This is a genomic window from Pseudomonas sp. NKUCC02_KPG (genome assembly GCF_019345465.1).
Classification (GTDB): Bacteria; Pseudomonadota; Gammaproteobacteria; order Pseudomonadales; family Pseudomonadaceae; genus Aquipseudomonas.
Window position 1 is genome coordinate 1 of the sequence record NZ_JAHKRC010000009.1, and the last position, 24,626, is coordinate 24,626.

23 protein-coding genes are annotated in these 24,626 nt (G+C 58.1%); 6 read left to right on the plus strand and 17 right to left on the minus strand.

The annotated features are described in order from the left end of the window. The first annotated feature begins 139 nt into the window (after positions 1-139). Positions 140-1,276: an AGE family epimerase/isomerase gene (locus tag KO536_RS13625; protein WP_219262117.1), complete on the plus strand. Its 1,137-nt coding sequence runs from the start codon at positions 140-142 to the stop codon at positions 1,274-1,276. Between the two features lie 30 nt (positions 1,277-1,306). On the opposite strand, the gene KO536_RS13630 is transcribed toward KO536_RS13625, so the two are convergent. The 10 genes from KO536_RS13630 to KO536_RS13675 all read right to left on the minus strand — a co-directional run bounded on the left by KO536_RS13630 (position 1,307) and on the right by KO536_RS13675 (position 12,290). Continuing rightward, positions 1,307-2,212, minus strand: coding sequence for a cation diffusion facilitator family transporter (locus tag KO536_RS13630; RefSeq protein ID WP_219262118.1), 906 nt, complete (start codon positions 2,210-2,212; stop codon positions 1,307-1,309). A 73-nt stretch (positions 2,213-2,285) separates the two neighbouring features. Then, on the minus strand, positions 2,286-3,050 hold the full coding sequence (locus KO536_RS13635; protein WP_219262119.1) for an SDR family oxidoreductase: 765 nt from the start codon (positions 3,048-3,050) through the stop codon (positions 2,286-2,288). An 825-nt stretch (positions 3,051-3,875) separates the two neighbouring features. Then, positions 3,876-4,592: an ABC transporter ATP-binding protein gene (locus KO536_RS13640; RefSeq protein ID WP_019826195.1), complete on the minus strand. Its 717-nt coding sequence runs from the start codon at positions 4,590-4,592 to the stop codon at positions 3,876-3,878. Next, positions 4,589-5,479: an ABC transporter ATP-binding protein gene (locus KO536_RS13645; protein ID WP_133076618.1), complete on the minus strand. Its 891-nt coding sequence runs from the start codon at positions 5,477-5,479 to the stop codon at positions 4,589-4,591. Before KO536_RS13645 ends, KO536_RS13640 begins: the two co-directional genes overlap by 4 nt. Continuing rightward, positions 5,476-6,759 (minus strand): high-affinity branched-chain amino acid ABC transporter permease LivM, encoded by a 1,284-nt coding sequence (gene livM, locus KO536_RS13650; protein WP_133076619.1) that lies wholly within the window; start codon positions 6,757-6,759, stop codon positions 5,476-5,478. Before livM ends, KO536_RS13645 begins: the two co-directional genes overlap by 4 nt. A gap of 2 nt (positions 6,760-6,761) precedes the next feature. Next, the gene (locus tag KO536_RS13655) at positions 6,762-7,676 is read right to left on the minus strand and encodes a branched-chain amino acid ABC transporter permease (protein WP_048360308.1); all 915 of its coding nucleotides are present in this window, start codon (positions 7,674-7,676) and stop codon (positions 6,762-6,764) included. 9 nt (positions 7,677-7,685) lie between these two features. Further along, positions 7,686-7,841: a hypothetical protein gene (locus tag KO536_RS13660; protein ID WP_219262120.1), complete on the minus strand. Its 156-nt coding sequence runs from the start codon at positions 7,839-7,841 to the stop codon at positions 7,686-7,688. 1 nt (position 7,842) lies between these two features. Further along, the gene (locus KO536_RS13665; protein ID WP_088378334.1) at positions 7,843-8,979 is read right to left on the minus strand and encodes a branched-chain amino acid ABC transporter substrate-binding protein; all 1,137 of its coding nucleotides are present in this window, start codon (positions 8,977-8,979) and stop codon (positions 7,843-7,845) included. Between the two features lie 362 nt (positions 8,980-9,341). Then, the gene (locus KO536_RS13670; protein WP_219262121.1) at positions 9,342-10,625 is read right to left on the minus strand and encodes an FAD-binding oxidoreductase; all 1,284 of its coding nucleotides are present in this window, start codon (positions 10,623-10,625) and stop codon (positions 9,342-9,344) included. 174 nt (positions 10,626-10,799) lie between these two features. Then, positions 10,800-12,290: an aldehyde dehydrogenase family protein gene (locus KO536_RS13675; RefSeq protein WP_219262122.1), complete on the minus strand. Its 1,491-nt coding sequence runs from the start codon at positions 12,288-12,290 to the stop codon at positions 10,800-10,802. A gap of 155 nt (positions 12,291-12,445) precedes the next feature. Here KO536_RS13675 and KO536_RS13680 point away from each other — a divergent pair, with 155 nt between their 5' ends. The 4 genes from KO536_RS13680 (at position 12,446) to KO536_RS13695 (ending at position 16,842) form a co-directional block, all read left to right on the plus strand. After that, a complete protein-coding gene (locus KO536_RS13680) occupies positions 12,446-13,342 on the plus strand; it encodes a LysR family transcriptional regulator (protein ID WP_133076622.1) in 897 nt (298 codons plus the stop codon). Between the two features lie 224 nt (positions 13,343-13,566). Then, positions 13,567-14,781, plus strand: coding sequence for a nicotinate phosphoribosyltransferase (pncB, locus tag KO536_RS13685; protein WP_219262123.1), 1,215 nt, complete (start codon positions 13,567-13,569; stop codon positions 14,779-14,781). Between the two features lie 3 nt (positions 14,782-14,784). After that, positions 14,785-15,612, plus strand: a complete 828-nt coding sequence (gene nadE, locus KO536_RS13690; protein ID WP_219262124.1) for an ammonia-dependent NAD(+) synthetase — start codon at positions 14,785-14,787, stop codon at positions 15,610-15,612. Between the two features lie 207 nt (positions 15,613-15,819). Continuing rightward, a complete protein-coding gene (locus KO536_RS13695) occupies positions 15,820-16,842 on the plus strand; it encodes a DUF1338 domain-containing protein (protein ID WP_219262125.1) in 1,023 nt (340 codons plus the stop codon). Positions 16,843-16,900: 58 nt separating this feature from the next. Here KO536_RS13695 and azu read toward each other — a convergent pair whose 3' ends face one another. Continuing rightward, positions 16,901-17,347: an azurin gene (gene azu / locus KO536_RS13700; protein WP_219262126.1), complete on the minus strand. Its 447-nt coding sequence runs from the start codon at positions 17,345-17,347 to the stop codon at positions 16,901-16,903. A gap of 406 nt (positions 17,348-17,753) precedes the next feature. Here azu and KO536_RS13705 point away from each other — a divergent pair, with 406 nt between their 5' ends. Beyond that, positions 17,754-17,954 carry a hypothetical protein gene (locus tag KO536_RS13705; protein WP_219262127.1) on the plus strand — a complete coding sequence of 67 codons (201 nt, stop codon included), beginning with the start codon at positions 17,754-17,756 and terminating at the stop codon, positions 17,952-17,954. A gap of 335 nt (positions 17,955-18,289) precedes the next feature. On the opposite strand, the gene KO536_RS13710 is transcribed toward KO536_RS13705, so the two are convergent. The 6 genes from KO536_RS13710 to rpsF form a co-directional block, all read right to left on the minus strand. Next, positions 18,290-20,596: a YgiQ family radical SAM protein gene (locus KO536_RS13710; RefSeq protein WP_133076628.1), complete on the minus strand. Its 2,307-nt coding sequence runs from the start codon at positions 20,594-20,596 to the stop codon at positions 18,290-18,292. Between the two features lie 226 nt (positions 20,597-20,822). Then, positions 20,823-22,217, minus strand: coding sequence for a replicative DNA helicase (dnaB, locus tag KO536_RS13715; RefSeq protein WP_095035110.1), 1,395 nt, complete (start codon positions 22,215-22,217; stop codon positions 20,823-20,825). 120 nt (positions 22,218-22,337) lie between these two features. Next, positions 22,338-22,784: a 50S ribosomal protein L9 gene (gene rplI, locus KO536_RS13720; protein ID WP_003439047.1), complete on the minus strand. Its 447-nt coding sequence runs from the start codon at positions 22,782-22,784 to the stop codon at positions 22,338-22,340. A gap of 19 nt (positions 22,785-22,803) precedes the next feature. Further along, positions 22,804-23,700 carry a hypothetical protein gene (locus tag KO536_RS13725; RefSeq protein WP_133076630.1) on the minus strand — a complete coding sequence of 299 codons (897 nt, stop codon included), beginning with the start codon at positions 23,698-23,700 and terminating at the stop codon, positions 22,804-22,806. Between the two features lie 36 nt (positions 23,701-23,736). Further along, positions 23,737-23,967: a 30S ribosomal protein S18 gene (gene rpsR / locus KO536_RS13730; RefSeq protein WP_003171373.1), complete on the minus strand. Its 231-nt coding sequence runs from the start codon at positions 23,965-23,967 to the stop codon at positions 23,737-23,739. Positions 23,968-23,995: 28 nt separating this feature from the next. Continuing rightward, entirely contained in the window at positions 23,996-24,421 is a 426-nt protein-coding gene (gene rpsF / locus KO536_RS13735; protein WP_003439045.1) for a 30S ribosomal protein S6, read from the minus strand. Positions 24,422-24,626: the final 205 nt, after the last annotated feature.

Genomic DNA, 24,626 nt, shown 5'->3' on the forward strand with positions numbered 1-24,626 from the left:
GTGGGAGCGGGCTTGCTCGCGATGGCATCGCGAGCAAGCCCGCTCCCACATTTACACTCGCGTATTCAGAGTTGAGATCATCCAGGGAATCACGGTGTATCATGTCGCGCAAACGCCCCAGCCGTGACGACGCCCGCCGATGCCTGATGTAGCCAGCTCCGACTTCCCGCTAGAACTGACCGCCACGTTTGCGGCCGTTCAGCAGCATTTTCGCCAGGTCATTGTGCCGCTCTGGCAAGGCCCCGGCTGGAATGCCGAACTGGCGCTGCCCTACGAGGCACTCAGCCCTGAACATCGGCCGCTGCCACCCCAGCGCTATCGCGCCATGGCCTGTGCGCGGCAACTGTACCTGTTCGCCAGCCTGATCGATGACCCGGCTTTCCCCGACGCCACTGAGCGCGCCGCGGCGCTGTTCCGCTCGCTGCACCAGCATTTTCACGATGCCGAACACGGTGGCTGGTTCTACAGCATCGACCCTGACGGCGCGCCGCTGGATCAACGCAAAGACCTCTACACCCACGCCTTTATCATCTTCGCGTGCGCCCATTACTGGGCCAAAGTGCGCGAGCCGCTGGTGGAGTCGGCGCTCAATGGGGCGCTGGAGGTGGTGGCCGAACGCTTCAGTGATGGCAACGGCCTGTACGAAGCCAGCCTGGATCGCGACTGGACTTCACTGAACACCGGCCCCCTGCAAAACCCGTTGATGCACTTGGCTGAAGCCTTTCTGGCCACCCTGTCGGTGCGCGACGATGCTCCCGTGCATGGCGCACTGCTCGCACTCGCCGATGCCATGCAGCAGCGCTTTATCGAGCCTGTGCATAACGTCATGCTCGAAAAACCGCGCGGGGCTGTGGATAACTGGTTTGAGCCGGGCCATCAGTTTGAGTGGTTCTTTTTGCTGCAGTCTTCACCACTGCTGCGCCAGACACCGCTGCACGGGTCACTGGATCGTGCTTTCGGCTTTGCCGAGCAGGTGGGCGTCGACCCGCAGAGTGGCGCGGTCTGCGGCATGCTGGCCCCCGATGGCAGCCTGCGTGATGGCACCCAGCGCATCTGGGCGCAAGCCGAATACCTGCGTGCCCTGACCTTGCGCTCCGACAGCCAGCCACGTCTGCAACGCCAGTTGCTGGCGCTGCAACAGCACTTTTTACATGCCGGTGGCTGGTACGAATGCCGGGATGGCGCAGGGAATGTCAGCCGCGAAGACATGCCGTCGACCACGCCGTATCACCTGGCGACGTGCTACAGCGGGTTGGCGCAGTACTTTAATAACTGACGCCTCCCACAAAAACTCACTGGCCTTGGGTTACGCAATCCACTTGCGATCCCCGGTAAAGCTGATGGTCAGCCAGCGGGCACTGTCAGCAGCCCCCAGTAGCTCGGATATTTCTTCGCGCAACGCATCGAGTGTCTTCACGCTGGTCAGTGGATAACCCGCTGGCAGCACGATATGAATCTCGATAAATCGCGCCCGTCCATGCTTCTGCACGTAGGTTTTGTAGCCTTCAAACCCATGGCGTGCCGACATGTCTTCGAGCACGTCGCGTACCTTGTCGTCGAGTCTGTCCGGGGCTATCCCCAGGACGTCACGCAAGGCCGGCTTGAGGATCTTGAACGCCGGGGCCAGCATGCTCAGGGCCAGCAAAATCAGGATTGCCGGGTCAACGTAGGCCGCCCACTGTGCATAACCATGCTGCTTGAGCACCAGCGCCGTGACGAAACTTATCAACAGCCCCACCGACAGCATGGCGTCCACCAGCCAGCTGATGTTGTCGAACTGGATCAGGGTGGACTTGAGCTTGCGGTTTTTGCGCCGCACCCAGAAGTAGTACGCAAATTCGATCACGGTAAACACCGCTGCGTAGACAATCACCATCCCCAGTTCGATGTCGCGCCCGCCATTGATGATGCCGAACACACCGTTCAGAAAGGCATAGATCGCAATCAACAGCAGGAAGCTGCCTTCGATCAGCAGCACCATGGGCTCCAGGTGCCAGAAGCCGAACTGGAAACGCTGGTTGCTTTCCTTGGCGATCAGCTGCGCCGTAATCAGCATCAGTACTTTGATAAAGGTGGCGATCAAAGAGAAGAATCCATCGAACATGATGGATTCAGAACCCGAAATAAAACCCGTCGCAATGCCCGCAATGGCCACCGCGAACATTAATACAGTCGATTGTTTGAGCAGTTTCTGCTCACCACGGTTACTCACAAAAACTCCTTTTCAGCCCGATTGAATGCGACCCCCTCAGGAGGTCGCAGGTGGGCTGCCAGGCGTGAGTTTACTACTTGGCGTGGCGCTCGATCGCAAAACCGCTCCAGGACTGCGTGACGGGCATCAGCTCAAGGCGGTTGATGTTGATGTGGGCCGGGGTGTTGAGCACCCAGAAAATGGTCTCGGCGATGTCCTGGGGCTGAATCGGCTCAGCACCCTGGTAGGTCGCATCGTAACGTTCCTTGTCGCCACCGAAGCGCACCATGGAGAACTCGCTCTCGCACAGGCCTGGCTCTACGTTGCTGACCCGCACACCCGTGCCCTGCAAGTCGCAACGCAGGTTCAGGGAGAACTGTTTGACGAAGGCCTTGGTGCCGCCATACACGTGGCTGCCAGGGTACGGGTAGCTGCCGGCGATGGAACCCAGGTTGACGATCCCGGCACCGCGGCCGTAGGCGATCAGTCGTGGCAGCAGCAGGCGGGTGGTGTAGAGCAGGCCCTTGATGTTGGTGTCGACCATGGTTTCCCAGTCGTCGAGGTCACACTTGGGCGCCGGGTCGGTGCCCAGGGCCAGGCCCGCATTGTTGATAAGCCCGCGCAACTTGCTGAACGAAGGCGGCAGATCGGCAATCGCGGCTTCCATCGCGACACGGTCACGCACGTCCACCACCAGGCCGTGGACCTCGGTCTGCTTGGACAACTCTTCGCACAGGGCTTTCAATCGATCTTCGCGCCGACCCGTCAGCACCAGTTTCCAGCCTGCTTGTGCAAACTTGCGCGCACACGCCTCACCAAATCCGGAAGTCGCGCCCGTAATAAACAGGGTGGAAGTCATCGTGTTCTCCTTGGCTGGCGGGCATCGGCCGCCGTTGAATTGGACGTTGAGCAGAATGCCCCGGCTGACGTTCAGCGGCAACCCATCGCGCATTCAGGTCGAAGCTGTACAAAAAACGATCAGTCGCCGGTAAGCCACTGTGCATAAGGGCTGGAGCCATATGCACTCACCTTATCCACAGGCCCGTCCACAGTCTTTGGGTGTAAGTCGAAAATACTCAAAGCCACAGTCCACAAGGGATAGAGCACAGGAAAAGGTGTTTTTGACTTGACCTGGACACGCCCCACATGCAGGCGCCCCAAAAAGGTGCAACCCAGGGAAACCCTGCAGATAGCCAGAGGCCAGTAATTACACCGCCTAGCGCATTCTTTCCAGAGTTTAACCACAGACTTATCCACAGGTTAGTCATTATTTTCGGTCGCTCTTTATGACCAAACAAACCTGTTGACAAATCACCTGGGGAGCCAGGCAAAAAGCACTGATCAAAAAACAACCACATCTCTACAGGCCTTGTAAATAAAGGCCTACAGCCAACTACTCCCACGTTACCCACAGCCACCTCCACAGCAAACGGGGACAAGTCAAAATGATGACAAAACAGGGGATTACAGCGGCTTTATGTCGCGGTTTCACAGAGTTGAAATATTGTTTTCCACAATTTGGGGCGGGGGTTGTACGGGAAGGAAATTGTCTGACAAAGAGACACTCTCACCCCCCGTAGTCGCTGCCGAGGAACGATGGCTGCGAGCCTCTTGATCGTGCCGGCGGAATCAAAAGCTCGCAGCCTTCGTTCCTCGGCAGCGACTACGGGGTCATGTCTTTCGGCTAGTGCCCGCCCAAGTACGCATTGCGCACTTCTTCATTACTCAGCAGCTCCTTGCCGGTGCCGGTCAGGCGGATTTCACCGTTGACCATTACATAGGCGCGATCGGACAACCGCAGGGCGTGGTTGGCGTTCTGCTCGACCAGGAAGATGGTCATACCCGTTGTGGCCAGTTCGCGCAGGGTGGCAAAAATCTGTTTCACCACGATGGGCGCCAACCCCAGGCTGGGCTCATCCAGTAATAACAACTTGGGACGGCTCATCAGTGCCCGGGCGATCGCAAGCATTTGCTGCTCGCCGCCCGACATGGTCATGGCCCGCTGGTTACGCCGCTCCTTGAGCCTGGGAAACAACTCGAACATGCGCTGCATGTCTTCGTCGGCATGCTTGTCGCCAATGGGGATGGTGCCCATCAGCAGGTTTTCTTCCACAGACATGTCCGGAAACACGCGACGGCCTTCGGGCGACTGGGCGATGCCGTTGGAGGCAATGTAGTGCGAGGACTTGTGAGTGATGTCCACGCCCTGGTAGATGATTTGCCCGCCGCTGGCACGGGGCTGGCCAAAAATCGACATCAGCAGCGTGGATTTGCCCGCGCCGTTGGAGCCGATCAGGCTCACGGTCTCGCCCTCTTCAATATGCATCGACACTTTTTTCAACGCCTGGATCGGCCCGTAGTGAACGTCCAGTTCCTTGAGTTCGAGGATCGTGCTCGTCATATCAGCTCCTCTTCGTCTGCGCCGAGATAGGCAGCAATCACTTTCGGGTCGTTACGAATAGCGTCAGGCCCGCCTTCGGCAATCACGTTCCCGTGGTCGAGCACCACGATGTGATCGGAAATACTCATGACCATGCCCATGTCGTGCTCGATCAGCACCACGGTCAGGTCGTGTTCGTCGCGCAACAGGCGAATCATTGCGCTCAACGCTTCGGTTTCCTGCGGGTTGAGGCCAGCCGCCGGTTCATCGAGACAGATGATTTGCGGGCGGGTACACATGGCCCGCGCAATCTCCAGCCGCCGCTGCTGACCGTAGGACAACTCGCCAGCCAAACGGTTGGCGCAGTCCACCAGATCGACCACCTCCAGCCAGTAGAACGCGTGGTCCAGCGCATCGCTTTCGGCCTTGCGATAGCCCTTGGTGTTGAGGATACCGGCGAGCATGCTGCGGTTGACCCACATGTGCTGGGCCACCAGCAGGTTTTCCAGCACCGACATTTCCTTGAACAGGCGAATGTTCTGAAAGGTGCGGGCCAGACCTGAGCGGTTGACCAGATGAGTACCACCGAACATTTTGTAGTACAGACGACTGGCGAACGCCTTGGGCGATACGAAGTCAGTCAACTTGAACGGCTCGCCCAACAACTTGATGACGTTGGTGCGTGTGCCTCGGGCATTGAGTTCGATCTTGCCGCCACTGGCCTTGTAGAACCCGGTCAGGCAGTTGAACACGGTGGTTTTACCGGCACCGTTGGGGCCAATCAGGGCAAAGATCGAGTTGCGTTTGACCTTGAGGCTGACATCGCTCAGGGCCTTGATCCCGCCAAAGTGCATCATCAGTTTATCGACCGAGAGCACAACGTCGTCATTCAGAGTGGGTTCGTTCATGGCGCAACCCCCTTGCGTGGTGTGACCCCGACACGGCTGATGCGGATCAGGCCCCGCGGTCGCCAGATCATCATCAACACCATCAATACACCAAACAGCAGCACCCGGTATTCGGCAAAGCTGCGCAGCAGTTCAGGTGCCACGGTCAGCACGAACGCAGCGATCACCACGCCCACCGTCGAGCCCATGCCGCCGAGCACCACAATGGCGAGGATCAGTGCCGACTCGAAAAAGGTAAACGAGGACGGGTTTACAAAACCCTGATAACTGGCAAAGAACACCCCGGCAAGACCTGCAGTGGAAGCACCGATGGTGAACGCCGAGAGTTTGACCAGCACGTGGTTCAGGCCCATGGAGCGACAGGCGATTTCGTCTTCGCGCAGCGCTTCCCAGGCACGGCCAATCGGCATGCGTGTCAGGCGGTGCTTGATGTACAGCACCAGCAGCACCACCAGAAACAGCACGATGTAGATAAACAGGAATTTGATATTGGGGTTGTAGTCCAGGCCGAAAAACTGGTGGAACGGCACCCCGCCCTCTTTGGCTACGCGGCCAAACTCCAGCCCGAGAAACGTCGGTGAAGGCACCGGCATACCGTTGGGCCCACCGGTAAACGACAGCCAATTATTGAGGATCAGGCGAATGATTTCACCAAAACCCAGGGTCACGATGGCCAGGTAATCCCCATGCATTCGCAATACCGGAAACCCGAGAATGCACCCCGCCATCGCCGCCGCAATGGCCGCCAGCGGCAGCACCGACCAGAAGCCCAGTCCCAGGTACTGATAACCCAGCGCCAGGCCATAAGCACCGATGGCGTAGAAGGCCACGTACCCCAGGTCAAGCAAGCCCGCCAACCCGACCACGATGTTCAGCCCAAGGCCGAGCAGCACGTAGATCAGGCCGAGGATGACCACGGTCAGGATGTACTTGTTGGCAAAAAACGGGAACACGATGGCAATCACGATCAGCAGTGGCACGATCCAGCGCAGCCGCGATTTGTAATCGGGTGGCAGCACGTGTACGCCAGAACCACTGGACTCAAAGCTCTGAAGGATCTTCAAACCCTTGGACGTTTGCAGGAACAGGCTCAGGACAAACCGCCCCACCATCACAATCGCCACCAGCCAGCCAACACGCGCTGGCTGCAGGTTAAAGCTATAGCCGTCGAGCACAACCCCCACGATCGGTCCGAACACAATCAATGAAATCAACCCGGCAAGGATCGAATCGATAACGCTTTTTTTGATATCAATCGGTTTGTTAATGGCTGCAGACATACTTACACCTTCGCCACGAGAGGACGACCCAGCAGGCCTTGGGGACGGAAAATCAGAATCAGCACCAGCAGTGAGAAACTGAACACGTCCTTGTAATCCGAGTTAACCAACCCGGCAAAAAGTGACTCGGAAATACCCAGGATGATCCCGCCGAGCATGGCGCCAGGCAATGATCCAATCCCGCCGAGCACGGCAGCGGTAAACGCCTTGATGCCGATAATGAAGCCGGCATAAAAGTCGAACGTGCCGTAGTTCATGGTGATCAGCACGCCGGCCAGCGCGGCCATGGCAGCACCGATCACAAACACGTAGGAAATCACCCGGTCGGTGTTAATCCCCAGGATCGACGCCATCTTGCGGTCTTGCTGGGTGGCGCGGCACATGCGGCCCAGCTTGGTGTACTTGATGATGTAGGTCAGCAGGCCCATCCCCACGAAGGCCGCGATCAGAATGAAGACTTTGGTGTAGGTGAGTTGTACAAAACCGGTGCCAATGTCCACGCGCCAGGAGCCGCTCAGCAGGGTTGGAACCCCTTGCTGGCGTGAACCCTGGGCAATTTGCACGTAGTTTTGCAGGATCAGGGAAATACCGATGGCGCTGATCAGCGGCGCCAGCCGTGTGGAGTTTCGCAGAGGTTTGTAAGCCACGCGTTCGATGACCCAGCCATACACGCCAGTCACCACAACGGTGAAAATCAAGGTACCCAACATCAGTAGCGGGAAGGATTCAATACCGAAGTATGCCAACAGAGCCAGACTGATCGCCGCGAGGTAAGCAGAGATCATGTACACCTCGCCGTGGGCGAAGTTGATCATGCCGATGATGCCGTAGACCATTGTGTAGCCGATGGCGATCAGGCCGTACACAGACCCGAGGGTCAGGCCGTTCAGCAGTTGCTGTAGGAAAATACCATCCATAACGCAATCTCACGCACTGGAGCCTTTGCGCAGACGCAAGCCATCCACGCCGTCAGAGGACAGCTTGGGTGGCAGGGTGTGTGCGACTCCTGGAAAAGAAGACAGGTGGTGCAGATACATTCCCGCCTGATGCCCGCCGAAGCGGACATCAGGTGAGTGATTCATCTCACTTCTGTTTTTCCAGCTGGTGATATTTGCCGTCTTTGTCCCACTGATAAACCACGTAGTCAGAGACTTTCAGGTCGCCTTTGCCGTCCCAGTTTTTTTCACCCATCACGGTTTTAACCGGGTTGGCCTTGAGCCACTTGGCGGCGTCTTCGCCTTTGTTGGATTTGGCGCCATTGAAGGCGTCAGCCAGGGCCTGGATCGAGGCGTAGGCGTACAGGGTGTAGCCTTCAGGCTCGGTGCCCGCTTTGCGGAACTCTTCAACGACCGCCTTGCTGTCCGGGAGCAGGCGCGGGTCGGCGCCGAAGGTCATGTACACGCCATCGACATACTGCGGGCCACCGGCAGTGGCCACCAGTTCGTCGGTCACGATGCCATCGTCCGACATGAATTTCACATCCTTGAGACCCGCTTCACGCAGTTGGCGGACCAGAGGACCGGCTTCTGGATGCAGACCGCCGAAGTACACGACATCGGCACCGGCGCCGCGGATTTTTGTAACCAGCGCGCTGAAGTCTTTTTCACCCCGGGTCAGGCCTTCTTCCAGGATGGGTTTCACGCCGCGCTTGGTCAGCTGTGCACTGGTGGCATCGGCCAGACCTTTACCGTAGGTGTCCTTGTCGTTGATGACCGCTACTTTCTTGCCCTTGAGCACGTCGACAATGTAGTCGCCTGCAACGATGCCTTGCTGGTCATCTCGTCCGCACATACGGAACACCGCATCCAGCCCGCGCTCAGTGACCTGCGGGTTGGTCGAGCCTGGGGTGATCATGATCACACCCGCATCGGCATACACCTCGGAAGCAGGAATCGTATTCGAGGAGCAGAAGTGACCGACCACACCGATCACTTTGTCCTGATCGACCAGGCGGTTGGCCACGGCCACGGCCTGCTTGGGTTCGCAGGCATCGTCGCCGGCAACCAGCTTGATCTTCTCGCCGTTGATCCCGCCCGCCTTGTTGATTGCATCCGCAGCCGCCTGCGCACCCTTCATGTACTGCTCGCCAAATGCCGCGTTAGCACCCGTCATGGGGCCCGCCACACCGATTTTAAGATCCGCCTGAACAAACGAAGAGACACCCAGCGCTGCTGCCACGGCGAGGGCCAGAAAACCTTTTTTGTAGAACGTCTGCGACATGAGGTGGTGCTCCTGAGGTTTTATTAGATGGCACTTCGACTTCACTTAAAGCTCAGAGCAAGCCGCGTGCCATTGGCTTTTTATTCTTGGAAAAGTCGTTCTTTTGTTGTTTTATCGACTGTTTCGAGCCCATTTTCATTGGGCGTGCAACCGTCTAAACCGAGGAAGGTGAAACCGTTAAGTTTTTGCAGGCGCAACCATTCACGACTAACGTTGCAACCGGGTTGCCCTGCATTGTGCAACCGACCTGTAACCACTTGCGTCACCGAACTGCACACTCTCGGTGCATGACTGCTACAGGCCGCACCACTAAAGGCTAGCTGCTACGCGGCGAAACGTTGTGCCGTCCGAAAAAAAACCCGTCAGATCACAATTCTCAAACATTGGCCCGCGTGATACAGCGAGAAACCCGCTTCGTACAAACAGCTGCGCAACCCCGTTCCAGAGAGCGGCCGCATCGGCGCAAAAGGAATCGGCAAGGCCTTCGCATCGCCATTGCACAGGTAGTCGGCAAACGCTTTTCCCACCACGCTGCCCGTGGTCACGCCACGGCCGTTGTAACCCGTGACTGCCACCAAACCGGGCGCGGGCTCGAATAAACGCATCAGGTGATCGGGAGTAAACGCGATACACCCGGTCCAGGTGCACTCCCACTCCACGCCCTTGAGGTACGGAAAGTAATGCTGTTGAACGCGGTCGGCCCAGGCTTTGAGAAACCACGCAGGCTTTTGATTGCCATTACCCAGGCTGCCCAACAATAAGCGGCCGTCAGCATCGCGGCGGATGCTGCTCAATACCTGGCGGGTGTCCCACGAGCCCTGGCCGCCGGGCAGGATGCGTTCAGCGGTGGCATCGGTCAGCGGTTTGGAGGCGACTTGATAGTAATAACCAGGGAAAAAGTTACGTCGCAGGTCAGTCCATTCGCCTTCGGTGTAGGCATTGGACGCCAGGACTACCTGCTCAGCATTGACCGCACCCTGAGCCGTCTGTACTGACCAGCGTGTGCCCTGGCGCTCTAACCCGGTGACTGGAGAATGGTCAAACAGACGCCCGCCCAGATCACTCGCAGCCTTGGCCAGGCCCGAGGTGTAAGCCATCGGGTTGAGTGTCCCAGCGCGCCGGTCGAGCAAGGCAGCGGCGACTTTCGGGGTGCCGGTAGCGGCTTCACAAGCAGCCCCGGTGAGCAGTTCAACCGGGGCTCCACGACGCTTCCATTGCGCTTCGCGGCTGCGCAGATCGGCTTCGCCCCGAGCGTTATGGGCCATGTGCAACGTGCCTTCGCGCCGCAGTTGGCAGTCGATCCGGTACTTGTCGATCAGGCTGAACACCAGCGCGGGTGCAGCGCCGAGCATTCGATTGAGCTGACTGCCCACGGCTTCGCCGAAACCGGCTTCGATATCATCCGGAGGGATCCACATCCCGGCGTTAACCAGCCCCACGTTGCGCCCCGAACCACCGTGCCCGGTGCGATGAGCTTCGAGTACACAGACGCTTTTGCCTTGTTCAAGCAAATGGATGGCGGCGGACAGTCCGGTGATGCCAGCCCCGATCACACACACATCAACATTCAGTTCGCCCTTGAAAGCGGGCGCCTGGGGACGTTGTGGGGTGAGGTTTTCCCACAAACACTGTTCGAGTAAAGGCATTGCCAAGCTCCAGAAATGAAACCTAACGGTGATGCAATCATGGGCGCAACGGGTGTGGGAGCGGGCTTGCTCGCGATGCAGACAACCCGGTCTGGCTGGCAGACCGCAGCGATGCAATCGCGAGCAAGCCCGCTCCCACCGTATCCTCCCACCACAGGTGACTCAGGGCTTACCTCAATCGAAGGTAATCCCCTGCGCCAACGGCAGTTCCAGCGAGTAATTGACGGTATTGGTCTGGCGCCGCATGTAGCCGCGCCACGCATCCGAGCCCGACTCCCGGCCGCCACCGGTTTCTTTCTCGCCACCAAAGGCACCGCCAATCTCCGCACCGCTTGGGCCAATGTTGACGTTGGCAATCCCGCAGTCACTGCCGGTGGCCGACATGAATTGCTCGGCTTCACGCACATCGGTGGTGAAAATGCATGACGACAGGCCCTGAGGCACGGCGTTGTTCAAGCGCAAAGCCTCGGCAAAGTCGCTGTAACCGACGACGTACAGAATCGGGGCGAAGGTTTCGTCGCAAACCACATCGCTCTGCTCCGGCATTTCAACAATCGCCGGGGCCACGTAGTAAGCGCCGGGATACTGGCCAGCCAACTGACGCTCACCCCCAAACACCCGCCCGCCTTCGCTCAAGGCCTGTTCCAGTGCGTCCTGCATGCTTTCAAAGCTGTGCTTGTCGATCAGCGGGCCCACCAGGTTGCCTTGCAGCGGGTGGCCGATACGGACTTTGGAATAGGCGGCCTTGAGCCGGGTGACGATTTCTTCCTTGACCGATTCATGGGCGATCAGCCGGCGCAGGCTGGTGCAACGTTGACCGGCGGTGCCGACGGCGCTGAACAAAATGGCGCGTACGGCCATGTCCAGATCGGCGCTCGGGGCCAGGATCATTGCGTTGTTGCCGCCCAGCTCCAGAATGCTGCGGGCAAAGCGGGCTGCGACTACGGGTGCCACTTCACGCCCCATGCGCGTGCTGCCAGTAGCGCTGATCAGTGCTACGCGCGGGTCTTCAACCAGTGCCTGGCCCGCATCACGACCGCCGATAATCACTTGGGCCAGGTACTTGGGGGCGTCGGCAAATGAATTCAGGACCCGATCAAACAACGCCTGGCAAGCCAGCGCGGTGAGCGGGGTTTTCTCGGACGGCTTCCAGATCACGGCGTTGCCGCACACCAGCGCCAGCGTGGTATTCCACGCCCAGACGGCCACCGGGAAGTTGAATGCGCTGATCACCCCAACCACACCCAACGGATGCCAGGACTCACGCATATGGTGGCCCGGGCGCTCGGAGGCGATGGTCAAACCGTACAGCTGACGCGACAGGCCGACGGCGAAGTCGCAGATGTCGATCATTTCCTGCACTTCGCCCAGGCCTTCCTGGGTGATTTTGCCCGCTTCCCACGACACCAGCTCGCCGAGGTCAGCCTTGTACTCACGCAGCAAATCGCCGAACTGGCGCACCAGCTCACCACGGCGCGGGGCCGGCACCTTGCGCCAGGCCTCGAAGGCGTACTCGGCGCGGGTCACGTGCTGCTCGGTTTCAGCACCACCTTCCCAGTGAACGGCACCTATCTGGCTGCCATCAATCGGCGTGTAAACCGGCTGATTGCCCTGTTGATACAGCGCGGGGTTTACACCCAGACGATCCAGTAATGCAGCGACCATTGAAGGCACTCCTTGAACGTGAAAAAGATAATTCGCAGGCCAGTAGTTGTAGCTGGGTCCCATGACGGCAACAAACGACCTTTAAGCGAGATATCATTCCGAAAATTCATGCTGGGTTGGTAACCTTGCCTGACAACAAGAATTAGGGGCCTTTCATGCTCAACAAGCGCCATCTACCTTCGATCACGGCCTTGCAGTGTTTTGAGGCCGTCACGCGCCATCTGAGCTTCACCCGCGCCGCCGAAGAACTGAACCTGACCCAGAGCGCGGTCAGCAAGCAGGTCGCGCAGTTGGAGGAGCTGCTGCAGCACCTGCTGTTTCGCCGGGTGCGACGCCGTCTGCAACTGACGCCCGCAGGTGATTTGTATCTGGTTGAAGTCCGAAAAATCCTGACCCAGATCGAAATGTCGACCCATACCCTGCGCTCCTATGGTGGCGAAACGGAGGTCTTGCGGGTCTCGACGCCATCAACCTTTGGTGCCCGCTGGCTGGTACCGCGACTCAAGGGCTGGGGCATACGCCATCCGCACATCCATCTGGACCTGTGCAACGAGCAGCAAGGCGACGACCTGCTTCAAGGGCGCAGCGATCTGGCGTTTTATTTCGGCCAGGGCTCACGGCCTGGCACCGAAAGCCTGAAGCTGTTTGGTGAAGAACTGGTCGCCGTGTGTGCGCCCGCAAGCCTGCCAAGCACTGCCCTCACCGATCCGACCCAACTGACCGATATGGTGCTGCTGCAGAACGCCTCTCGGCCCCAGGCCTGGCACGAATGGTTTGAGCATCAGGGCTTTTGCACCGACCACAGCTATCACGGGCCGCGCTTTGACACCTTTTATATGTGCATCCGTGCGGCGCAAGTAGGGTGTGGCGTAGCCTTGCTACCCAGATTTCTGGTGGAAGAGGAATTGGCCGACGGCAAACTGGTCATCGCCTGGCAGCACCTGATGCCGAGTCGCGACTCGTATTACCTGGCGTATCCTGAGCATTCGGCAGGCGTGCCCAAGGTGCGCGAGTTTGTGAGCTGGATGATGGAGCAACTGAATGACCCGTAATCCTGTAGTCGCTGCCGCAGGCTGCGATAAGGGCTGCAAGCCCTTTAAAAACCAGGGTCGCTGCGCAACCCATCGCAGCCTGCGGCAGCGACTACAGAGATCCACGTCGCTTCATTCTTAAAAACCGCTGGCAAAACCGCCCGCGGATATGCGCCACTAGCGCCATTCATTGAAAAAGCTGAACACCGTGGCAATCAGGCACGGGCAGCATGGAGATTGCCGCTATGAGCGAGAGTGTATTTGCCGATCGCATCGTGCAGAACCTGCTCGACACCGACTTCTACAAATTGACCATGATGCAGGCGGTGCTGCACAACTACCCCAACGTTGAAGTCGAATGGGAATTCCGCTGCCGCAACAGTGAGGATTTACGCCCGTACCTCAACGAAATTCGCCACCAGATCGAGCGTCTGGGCGAGCTGAGCATGACTCAGGACCAGTTGGGGTTCCTGGAGCGAATCACGTTTATGAAGCCCGACTTCATACGCTTTCTGGGCCTGTTTCGCTTCAATATGCGCTACGTACACACCGGCATCGAAAACGGCGAGCTGGTTATCCGCCTGCGTGGGCCGTGGCTGCATGTGATTTTGTTTGAAGTGCCGATGCTGGCGATTGTCAGTGAAGTCCGTAACCGCTCGCGTTATGCAGGCACCGTGCTGTCCCAGGCTCGCGAGCAGCTGTATCGCAAGTTCGACTGGCTGCAGGCCAACGCCAGTGCCGAAGAATTGTCAGAGTTGCAGGTCGCCGATTTCGGTACTCGTCGACGTTTCTCGTACCGAGTGCAGGAAGAAGTCGTCAACGTGCTCAAGCATGACTTCCCCGGGCGTTTTGTTGGCACCAGCAACGTCAACTTGTCCCGCGAGCTGGGCATGAAGCCCCTGGGCACCATGGCCCACGAGTGGATCATGGCCCACCAGCAACTGGGCCCACGGCTGATCGACAGCCAAAGCGCAGCGCTCGATTGCTGGGTGCGCGAGTACCGCGGGCTACTGGGCATTGCCCTGACGGACTGCATCACCACCGATGCCTTTCTGAAAGATTTTGATCTGTACTTCGCCAAGCTGTTCGACGGCTTGCGCCACGACTCGGGCGACCCGGTGGTATGGGCCGAAAAATGCATAGCCCACTACCACAAGCTGGGCATTGATCCGATGAGCAAGACCCTGGTGTTCTCCGACAGCCTGACCCTGCCCCGCGCGCTGGAGATTTTCCGGGCGCTGCGCGGCAGGATCAACGTCAGCTTCGGTATCGGCACCAACCTGACCTGCGACATTGCGGGTGTTGAGCCGATGAGCATCGTGCTTAAAATGACCGCCTGTAATGGCTCGCCAGTAGCCAAGATCTCGGATGAGCCGGGCAAGACCCATTGCTCGGACCCAAACTTCGCCGCCTATTTGCGCCACGTTTTCCAAGTTCCTGAACAGTCTTCCAAGGAGTGAATCATGCAGGCCGTACAGCGTCAGATTGCTGAAGACCTCAAGGTCCAGCCGCCGTTTAAAGACCTCCCGGCCCTTGAGGCCGAGGTCGCCCGACGCATCACTTTTATTCAGTGCTGCCTGCACAATGCCAGGCTCAAGACCCTGGTGCTGGGCATCAGCGGCGGGGTCGATTCACTGACCGCAGGGCTGATGGCGCAACGGGCAGTCCAGCAGTTGCGCGAGCAGACTGGCGACCCGTCCTATCGATTCATTGCCGTGCGCTTGCCTTACGGCGTGCAGCACGACGAAGTCGACGCCACGGCGGCTGTGGACTTCATCAATCCGGACGAGCGCCAGACCGTCAACATCGGCCCTGCGGTCAAGGCCCTGGCGGCTGAAGTCACGGCCTTTGAAGGCAAGCCCCCGACCACCGTTGATTTTGTGCTGGGCAATACCAAGGCGCGGATGCGCATGGTGGCGCAGTACACCATCGCCGGCGCAACGGGCGGGCTGGTGATCGGCACTGACCATGCAGCGGAAGCGGTGATGGGTTTCTTCACCAAATTCGGTGACGGCTCCTGCGATCTGGCGCCGCTCAGCGGGCTGGTCAAGCATCAGGTGCGGGCTATTGCCCGGCATTTTGGAGCCCCGGAATCGCTGGTGGAAAAAGTCCCGACTGCCGACCTTGAAGACCTGGAGCCGGGCAAGCCTGATGAAGCCTCCCACGGCGTAACGTATGCCGAGATCGATGCCTTTTTGCATGGTCAACCGGTGAGCGAAGAGGCGTTCAGGATCATCAGCAGTACGTACGAAAAAACCCATCACAAGCGTGAGATGCCGTTCGCACCTTAAACGCTGTGGGAGCAGGCTTGCTCGCGACAGGATCACCTCGGTTTGCCTGACAAATCGCGGCGCCTGCATCGCGAGTAAGCCCGCTCCCACCGGGTTTCATCAAAGGCAGTACGAAAAAACGGAATGAACCCCACATTTTTTTTCGCTTGTGGCTCCCGCACTCAAAGGCTTTGATAAGCGTCTATTTCGTCGCCAGAGCCCTGCCCCATGTCTTCTTTCGATGGTTTGTTCTCACTTGTCGATTCTTTGCTCGGTCAATCGGCATCCGGTTGGCTGCGCAAGCATGTCGAGGTGCCCGAAGGCCTGCTGCGCTTCAGTTGGCATGAGCAGGCGCTGCACCGGGCCTGGCTTGCCGAAGCGTTGAACCTGTGCCTGCTGCACAAGCTGGTAGAGGCCGTGCCGGATGGCCGACGCTATGTGGAAGAACAGGCCCGGCAAGGTCGCAAAGTGGTGTTCGACCACGGCGCCATTCGCACGGTGGACTGGCCCGAAAACGGAGAGTTACCCCGTGGTCGTCAGGCATTTTCGCGTTTGCTGGAGCCGCTAGGCTTTACTGACGTGCGAACTTATCCACTGACCAAACTGAACATGACCGGCTGGGGCTACAGACAAATGGACCTGCCCGAGGACATCGCCCAGTTCTTTGTCTCGGAACTGCACCCCGGCCGTTTCAGCGAGGCGTTTCAACAGGCCGTTACACGGGTGGTCGGCGCAAGCCTCGATCCGCTGCAAGCCAAACACCAAAGCATCCTCAAACGCCTTAGCCTCACCCGTCATTGCAGCCTGAGTGAAGCGCACACGTTATTGCCGGCGTTGTATGAGGCATTCGGTCGCCAGCATGGGGTGGTGCATGAAGGGGATTACCAGTGCCTGCTCAATGAAAGTGCCGAAATGGCCTGGATTGCCACTGAGGGCAACAGTTTCAACCACCTGACCGACCGGGTTGTGGATCTGCAAGCCTGCGTCGCGCAACAACGCGACCTGCAACGCCCCATGAAAGACAGCATTGAAGTGTCGGCCTCGGGGCGAGTGATGCAAACCGCGTATCGCGCCTGTACGGTCAGTCGCGGCCTGGTCGATGCAACAGGGGTTTACCGCGAGCACGCAGTGCCTGGCTCGTTTGTGGAATTTATCCAGCGCGAGGTCGACCCTGACACTGGCCGGATCGACCTGAACTTCGACAGCAGCAACGCCCAGGGCATTTTCAAGATGACCGACTCAAAGGCCTGAATGCAAACAGCCCTGACGGCGCATGGCACGTCAGGGCTGCTGGTGGGCTCGCGGAGTCTTATTTAAGAACCACAGCGCCTTTCATCATCGAGTTGTGGCCCGGGAAGGTGCAGAAGAATTCATATTCTTCGCCCGCCTTGAGCTTGGCCACGTCGAAGGTCACGGAGTCTTTCTCGCCAGCGCCGATCACTTTGGTGTGGGCGATTACGCGCTCGTCACCGTCCTTGAGGTAGTTTTTATCCAGACCGGCTGCAATACCGTCGGTGGAAACTGCCTGCATGTCTGCCTTTTTGCTCAAGACCCAGTTATGGCCCATGACGTTTTTCGGCAAGTTACCGGAGTGCGCCAGGTTAACGGTGAACGTCTTGCAGGACTTGTCGATGACGATCTCTTTCGTGTTGTAAGACATTTGGTCAGTCGAATCGACAGTCACAGCGCACTCAGCCGCCAGCAAATGGCCGCTGGCCAGCGTCAAAAGGGATACCGCAACAACTTTGGCAAACATGGTCTATCTCCAAGGCAGGGTATGAAAAACTAAAATCTGTATACAGATTGCCTGAAAATTGTCTCGATTCATATGATCTGCGTCATGGTCTATCGCCGCGATCGAGAGAATCCATCCCAAAATGGACTTCAGGCCTATAACCTTAGGTCATCATTTTGAATATTGGGGAATAAGTAATGGGACTTCCTGCATTGATGACCTGTTTGCTCGCCACGTATGCCTGTGGGGCTTGCGGCCATGACCGCCTCTGGTCCGAGATTTAATCCACAACAGGCTTTTGGGTGGGTGTAGAGTCGTATTTTTAGCGCAAAGTACAACCTTGCAAAAACCCAGCTAACGGCTAAGCACTAATACAGGGCAGAATACGCGCCGCTTAACCTCACCTTCGACCCCAAGAGGATCGCCCATGGCCAAACCAAACTATAACTTCGCTAAGCGTCAAAGAGACTTGGCTAAAGAGCAGAAGAAAGAGGAAAAGGCTGCACGCAAGAAAGCGGCGGCTGAAGGCGGCATCGCAGACACCGAGCTGGACCAGGACGTCGACACCGAAAATGAAGGCGCCGCAGAAGATACCGGCGCTACAGAAGATAAAGCTCCAACCGCTTGAGCCCTACCTAGGCCCGGTTATCCACAACCCGGCCCACAGGATCTGTGATCAGGATCAGCAGCCCGGCTGTTGATCCTCGCAGTTAGCCTGCTGCCCTCTCAGACGCTTCAAACCTCATCCCCTTACTCTGCGACAGCGAACAGCCTACAAACCCGTGGCAGGCTTCTCAGCGCGCAGAATGCACAACGCCAGCCCGAAGGTTGGCGTTGGCATGGCGCTACCCTGTAGCCGCCGCAGGTTGCGATAAGGGCCGAAGGACCTTCGCTCTTGAAAAAGCGCGACCCCTTCGGGCTCGATCGCAGCCTGCGGCAGCGACTACAGGGCTTGCATCAGGTTTAGCGCGGCACGACCGGCTTGCGGGTCGGCTTTTGGCTTTTTCCGCCCTTGGCTGCTTCGTGACGCTCTTTGGCAGCCTGTTTGTTACGGGCGAATGCGGCGGCCTTGGCCTGTTCACGCTTGTCCCACGGGTTGCCGCCATCGCTGGCACGCGGCGGGAGGCCGGTATGCTGGGTCAGGATCTTGGTGGTCTTTTCCCCGGCAACCTTGTGGCTGCCAGCGGGCGTCGAGTTTTTGCGGCGCGCACTCTGGTAGCTGTCAGTCGCAGGCTGGTGCAACGGGATCAGTTGATCCTTGCCCGAACCGATCAGGTCGGCGCGCCCCATACGGGTCAACGCTTCACGCAGCATCGGCCAGCCTTTCGGGTCGTGGTAACGCAAGAACGCCTTGTGCAGACGGCGCTGCTCTTCGCTCTTGACGATGGTCACCGAGTCGCTCTTGTACGTGACCTTGCGCAGCGGGTTCTTGCCCGAGTGATACATCGCGGTGGCAGTGGCCATCGGCGACGGGTAGAACGCCTGGACCTGGTCGGCACGGAAACCGTTGGTCTTGAGCCAGATCGCCAGGTTCATCATGTCTTCGTCTTTGGTGCCCGGGTGGGCAGCAATGAAGTACGGAATCAGGTACTGCTCTTTACCGGCTTCCTTGGTGTACTTCTCGAACATGCGCTTGAACTTGTCATAGCTGCCAATACCCGGCTTCATCATCTGGTTGAGCGGACCTTCCTCGGTGTGTTCCGGGGCGATCTTCAGATAACCACCAACGTGGTGGGTGACCAGTTCTTTGACGTATTCCGGCGATTCAACCGCCAGGTCGTAGCGCAAGCCCGATGCGATCAGGATCTTCTTCACGCCCGGCAAGGCACGGGCACTGCGATACAACTGGATCAGCGACGAGTGGTCAGTGTTCAGGTTCGGGCAGATGCCCGGGAACACGCAAGACGGCTTGCGGCACGCGGATTCGATTTCCGGCGTTTTGCAGGCGATGCGGTACATGTTCGCCGTCGGGCCGCCGAGGTCGGAAATAACACCGGTAAAGCCAGGCACCTTGTCGCGGATCTCTTCGATTTCACGAATGATCGACTCTTCGGAGCGGTTCTGGATGATCCGGCCTTCGTGCTCGGTAATCGAGCAGAAGGTACAGCCGCCGAAGCAGCCACGCATGATGTTGACCGAAAAACGAATCATGTCGTAGGCAGGGATTTTTTCCTTGCCGTACGCAGGGTGCGGAATACGTGCGTAAGGCATGCCAAACACGTAGTCCATTTCTTCGGTAGTCATCGGGATCGGTGGCGGGTTGAACCACACGTCCACTTCGCCGTGCTTTTGTACCAGCGCACGGGCGTTACCCGGGTTGGTTTCAAGGTGCAACACGCGGTTGGCGTGAGCATAAAGCACCGCATCGCCACGCACTTTCTCGACCGAGGGCAAGCGGATGACTGTCTTGTCGCGGGTCATGCGCGGGCTGGCCAGGATCTGTACGACCTTGGCTTCGTTCGGGTCTTCAACCGGACCTTTTTCCTGCTCGATCGCGCAGGCCTGGGTGTCCTGGGTATTGACGTACGGGTTGATGATCTTGTCGACCTTGCCCGGACGATCGATACGCGTTGAATCGACTTCATACCAGTCTTTAGGCGTATCGCGGCGAATGAACGCGGTGCCGCGCACATCGGTAATGTCTTCAATCTTGTGGCCATAGGACAGACGCTGGGCCACTTCAACAATGGCGCGCTCGGCGTTGCCGTACAGCAGGATGTCGGCGCAGGCGTCGATCAGGATCGAGTTGCGAACACGGTCCTGCCAGTAGTCGTAGTGCGCGATACGGCGCAGGGAAGCCTCGATGCCGCCGAGGACAATCGGCACATTCTTGTAGGCTTCTTTACAACGCTGGCTGTACACCAGGCTGGCGCGATCCGGACGTTTGCCAGCCATGCCACCAGGGGTGTAGGCGTCATCGGAACGGATCTTTTTGTCAGCGGTGTAACGGTTGATCATCGAGTCCATGTTGCCGGCAGCGACGCCGAAGAACAGGTTGGGCTCGCCCAGCTTCATGAAATCGTCTTTGGACTGCCAGTTCGGCTGGGCAATGATGCCCACGCGAAAGCCCTGGGACTCCAGCAGTCGACCAATGATGGCCATGCCGAACGAGGGATGATCGACATAGGCATCACCGGTCACGATGATGATGTCGCATGAATCCCAGCCAAGCTGATCCATCTCCTCCCTGCTCATTGGCAGGAATGGTGCTGGGCCGAAACATTCGGCCCAGTACTTCGGATAGTCAAATAGAGGCTTGGCTGCTTGCATGTCGATGACCGGTGTTGAGTACAGAAAATGGGGGCGCGGCATTTACTAAGAAATTCGCGGGCGCGGAATATAGCACAAAAAGTGATCAATTCCGACGGCGATGGTCGGAATTGATCACTCACCCGTGGGAGCGGGCTTGCTCGCGATGGAATCGCTGCGGCTGGACAGAGATACCGAGCCGCTTGAATCGCGGGCAAGCCCGCTCCCACAGAGAAGCGCCGGGTGTTTAATCGTCGTCGAAGTTGTAACTGCCCGGCGCCAGGTTTTCGAAGCGCGTGTACTTGCCGATAAACGCCAGGCGCGTCGTCCCGATAGGGCCGTTACGCTGCTTGCCGATGATGATCTCGGCAATGCCCTTGTGCTCGGTCTCAGGGTGGTACACCTCGTCCCGGTACACGAACATGATGACGTCGGCATCCTGCTCGATGGCTCCGGATTCACGCAAGTCGGAGTTGATCGGGCGCTTGTTGGGCCGTTGCTCAAGGGAACGGTTGAGCTGCGACAACGCCACTACCGGGCAGTTGAATTCCTTGGCCAGCGCCTTGAGGGATCGCGAGATCTCGGAAATCTCGTTGGTACGGTTGTCACCGCCCGAACCCGGGATCTGCATCAATTGCAGGTAGTCGATCATGATCAGGCCGATATCGCCGTGCTCACGTACCAGTCGTCGGGTACGGGCGCGCATTTCCGATGGGCTGATGCCCGCCGTGTCGTCGATAAACAGCTTGCGGTCATTGAGCAGATTGACCGCCGAAGTCAGGCGCGGCCAATCGTCGTCTTCGAGGCGACCGGCCCGGACCTTGGTCTGGTCGATACGCCCAAGGGACGACAGCATACGCATGATCAGCGATTCGCCTGGCATCTCGAGGGAGTAAACCAGTACCGCTTTTTCGCTGCGTAGCACTGCGTTTTCAACGAGGTTCATCGCAAAGGTGGTTTTACCCATCGATGGACGACCTGCGACGATGATCAAGTCGGCAGGCTGCAGGCCGCTGGTCATGCCGTCCAGGTCGGTGTAGCCAGTGGACAGGCCGGTGATGGCGTTGTCGGTATTGAACAGCGTGTCGATACGGTCGATGGCTTTGGTCAACAGATCGTTGACGCTGACCGGGCCGCCGGTTTTTGGCCGGGCCTCGGCAATCGCAAAGATCTGGCGCTCGGCCTCGTCGAGAATTTCGGCAGCATTGCGGCCTTCGGGGTTGAAGGCACTGTCGGCGATCTCGGTGCTGATGCCGATCAACTGGCGCAAGGTGGCGCGCTCGCGAACGATCTGCGCATAGGCCTTGATGTTGGCGACCGACGGCGTGTTTTTTGCCAGCTCTCCGAGATAACCAAGACCGCCGACTTGCGAGGTCTGACCTTCCTTGTCCAATTGCTCGGCAAGGGTCACGACGTCGATCGGGGAGTTCTGGTCCGCCAGCTTGGCGATGGCACGGAAGATCAGGCGGTGGTCATGCCGATAAAAATCACCGTCCGAGACCTGATCCAGCACGCGTTCCCAGGCGTTGTTATCCAGCATCAAACCACCGAGCACAGCCTGTTCGGCCTCGATGGAATGCGGAGGCACCTTCAGGGCTGCGGTTTGTAGATCGTATTGCTCAGGAGCGGAGATATCGTTCATGGCCACTTGGAATAAGTATGAAAATCAGAAACTGCAGAAAGACAAAGGGCACGACCTGTAAACAGGATCGTGCCCGATGTTAACCGTCCGGCACACAAGGTGCCAGTCAGTTAAGACTGCTTAAGCAGCTACCACAACAACGCGTACGGTTGCTTCAACTTCGGCGTGCAGGTGCACAGCCACGTCGAATTCGCCAACGTTGCGGATAGTGCCGTTCGGCAGACGAACTTCGCTTTTAGCAACTTCAACGCCGGAGGCGGTCAGTGCATCAGCGATGTCGTGAGTGCCGATCGAACCGAACAGCTTGCCTTCGTCGCCAGCGGTGGCAGTGATAGTCACTTCCAGCTCAGCCAGTTGGGCAGCGCGTGTTTCAGCCGAAGCTTTCTTGTCTGCAGCAGCTTGTTCCAGCTCAGCACGACGCTCTTCAAACGCAGCCAGGTTGGCAGCGGTTGCAGCGGTAGCTTTGCCGTACGGCAGCAGGTAGTTACGACCGTAACCGGCCTTAACATTTACTTTGTCGCCCAGGTTGCCCAGGTTCGCGACTTTTTCCAGAAGGATCAGTTGCATGTGAAAATCCTCTTAACTTTTAACCTTCACCGTCCGCAGAGTCTTTATCGGCACTTTTCGGTGCCAGACGTCCGCGAAAATCAATCAGGCTGTCGACAATGGCCAAAACCACGAGCAACGGATAGATCAGCTGCATAAACAGCAACAGCGTGACGTACAACCCCACCAGCCAGAACCTGGCCAGTCGCTTTTGCGCCACCAGCCCATGAATCAGGGCTAGCCCGGCGAAGAACAGCGCTACGCTGCACAACGGCGTAAGCATGGCCATTTCAGGACCGAAGTTCGGTCCTACAAGCATGCACGCCAGCAATACGAGCGCTGGTCCCAGCGGTAGGCGGATGCTGCGAAATTCGCTGGCAAAACCGCCCGGGTTGTACAACAACGCCTGCCAATAACGCCCAAGCATCAGGCTAAGCACGCTGACGACCTGCATCAAAGCTGCAATCAATCCGGTGAGGACGGGTGCAATCAGTGCTCCAAGGCGCGCTCGCTCTACGTCAGATAACTTGTCGTAGAGACCATTGAGGACCTGCGGCAGAAGTTTTTCCAACTCCTGCGCCATCGCACCAATGGGTTCGCGGAAAACCGTACCCAGGATCACGCCATACACCACACCCAACGCTACGCTGACCAGCAGCACGCGGTTCCAGGACTGTTCGGCGCGCAACATCAACGCCAACCCCAGAGTTCCAAGCAGCACCATAAGGGTGCGAGGCTCTCCGAGAAACCACCAGACCAAGGCCGGCAGTAAAGCCCATGAGAGGATGCTCAAGGCATCTCTCGGACCGCGCCGCAGGAGCACAAGGCTACCTGCAGCAGCACTCAACCAGAACAAGAACGGCAATGCCGCACATCCGGCCACGATTAACGTGGCCTGCACACGGCCTCGCATGATGAACTCAGCTAAGGCGCGCATGCTTTCAATCCTTTACTACTTGTCGACTGCCCGGTCTCAGCGGCCGTGGCTGTCGGTGTAGGCCAGCAGGGCCAGGAAGCGGGCGCGCTTGATAGCGGTGGCCAGCTGACGCTGATAACGAGCTTTAGTACCGGTGATGCGGCTTGGAACAATTTTGCCGGTCTCGGATACGTAAGCTTTCAGAGTGTTGAGATCCTTGTAATCGATCTCTTTCACTTCTTCTGCTGTGAAGCGGCAGAATTTACGACGACGGAAGAAACGTGCCATGTAATTGGCTCCTCAAAAGGTCCGTGGATTACTCGTCAGCGTTATCGCTGGCGTCGCTGTTATCGCTGTCATCGCCATCGGCGCTGTCAGAATGCTCAGGACGGTCACGACGCTCACGGCGCTCACTGCGGTTTTCTTCAGCCTTGAGCATCTCGGACTGGCCAGTTACGGCTTCGTCGCGACGGATGACCAGGTTACGGATCACAGCATCGTTGTAACGGAAGTTGTCTTCCAGCTCAGCCAGGGCTTTGCCAGTGCACTCAACGTTCAGCATCACGTAGTGAGCCTTGTGAACATTGTTGATTGCGTAGGCCAGTTGACGACGGCCCCAATCTTCCAGACGGTGGATTTTGCCGCCGTCTTCTTCGATCAGCTTGGTGTAACGCTCTACCATGCCGCCGACTTGTTCGCTTTGATCCGGGTGGACCAAAAAGATGATTTCGTAATGACGCATGAATGCTCCTTACGGGTTGTAGCCTGCCGCTAACTAAAAAGCGGTCAGACAAGGAGTGAATGACACTTGTGTGTCTTGCCTAGAGAGGCACATATGCGCCCGCCACGACGGCAAGGGGCGCAATTGTAGAGAAGGGACAACAGGGGCGCAAGGCAATTGGTGATTATTTGAACAATATTGCATTGCAAACACCTCAAACAACGAT

What these genes read in the sequence shown, in the direction of transcription:
- KO536_RS13665 (WP_088378334.1), bottom strand. Translation starts at nt 8,979, where the DNA reads ATGTCGCAGACGTTCTACAAAAAAGGTTTTCTGGCCCTCGCCGTGGCA.
- KO536_RS13670 (WP_219262121.1), bottom strand. Translation starts at nt 10,625, where the DNA reads ATGCCTTTACTCGAACAGTGTTTGTGGGAAAACCTCACCCCACAACGT.
- KO536_RS13680 (WP_133076622.1), top strand. Translation starts at nt 12,446, where the DNA reads ATGCTCAACAAGCGCCATCTACCTTCGATCACGGCCTTGCAGTGTTTT.
- rplI (WP_003439047.1), bottom strand. Translation starts at nt 22,784, where the DNA reads ATGCAACTGATCCTTCTGGAAAAAGTCGCGAACCTGGGCAACCTGGGC.
- KO536_RS13640 (WP_019826195.1), bottom strand. Translation starts at nt 4,592, where the DNA reads ATGACGAGCACGATCCTCGAACTCAAGGAACTGGACGTTCACTACGGG.
- KO536_RS13675 (WP_219262122.1), bottom strand. Translation starts at nt 12,290, where the DNA reads ATGGTCGCTGCATTACTGGATCGTCTGGGTGTAAACCCCGCGCTGTAT.
- nadE (WP_219262124.1), top strand. Translation starts at nt 14,785, where the DNA reads ATGCAGGCCGTACAGCGTCAGATTGCTGAAGACCTCAAGGTCCAGCCG.
- pncB (WP_219262123.1), top strand. Translation starts at nt 13,567, where the DNA reads ATGAGCGAGAGTGTATTTGCCGATCGCATCGTGCAGAACCTGCTCGAC.
- rpsF (WP_003439045.1), bottom strand. Translation starts at nt 24,421, where the DNA reads ATGCGTCATTACGAAATCATCTTTTTGGTCCACCCGGATCAAAGCGAA.
- KO536_RS13645 (WP_133076618.1), bottom strand. Translation starts at nt 5,479, where the DNA reads ATGAACGAACCCACTCTGAATGACGACGTTGTGCTCTCGGTCGATAAA.
- azu (WP_219262126.1), bottom strand. Translation starts at nt 17,347, where the DNA reads ATGTTTGCCAAAGTTGTTGCGGTATCCCTTTTGACGCTGGCCAGCGGC.
- KO536_RS13710 (WP_133076628.1), bottom strand. Translation starts at nt 20,596, where the DNA reads ATGCAAGCAGCCAAGCCTCTATTTGACTATCCGAAGTACTGGGCCGAA.
- KO536_RS13695 (WP_219262125.1), top strand. Translation starts at nt 15,820, where the DNA reads ATGTCTTCTTTCGATGGTTTGTTCTCACTTGTCGATTCTTTGCTCGGT.
- KO536_RS13625 (WP_219262117.1), top strand. Translation starts at nt 140, where the DNA reads ATGCCTGATGTAGCCAGCTCCGACTTCCCGCTAGAACTGACCGCCACG.
- KO536_RS13660 (WP_219262120.1), bottom strand. Translation starts at nt 7,841, where the DNA reads ATGAATCACTCACCTGATGTCCGCTTCGGCGGGCATCAGGCGGGAATG.
- KO536_RS13655 (WP_048360308.1), bottom strand. Translation starts at nt 7,676, where the DNA reads ATGGATGGTATTTTCCTACAGCAACTGCTGAACGGCCTGACCCTCGGG.
- KO536_RS13705 (WP_219262127.1), top strand. Translation starts at nt 17,754, where the DNA reads ATGGCCAAACCAAACTATAACTTCGCTAAGCGTCAAAGAGACTTGGCT.
- KO536_RS13635 (WP_219262119.1), bottom strand. Translation starts at nt 3,050, where the DNA reads ATGACTTCCACCCTGTTTATTACGGGCGCGACTTCCGGATTTGGTGAG.
- rpsR (WP_003171373.1), bottom strand. Translation starts at nt 23,967, where the DNA reads ATGGCACGTTTCTTCCGTCGTCGTAAATTCTGCCGCTTCACAGCAGAA.
- livM (WP_133076619.1), bottom strand. Translation starts at nt 6,759, where the DNA reads ATGTCTGCAGCCATTAACAAACCGATTGATATCAAAAAAAGCGTTATC.
- KO536_RS13725 (WP_133076630.1), bottom strand. Translation starts at nt 23,700, where the DNA reads ATGCGCGCCTTAGCTGAGTTCATCATGCGAGGCCGTGTGCAGGCCACG.
- dnaB (WP_095035110.1), bottom strand. Translation starts at nt 22,217, where the DNA reads ATGAACGATATCTCCGCTCCTGAGCAATACGATCTACAAACCGCAGCC.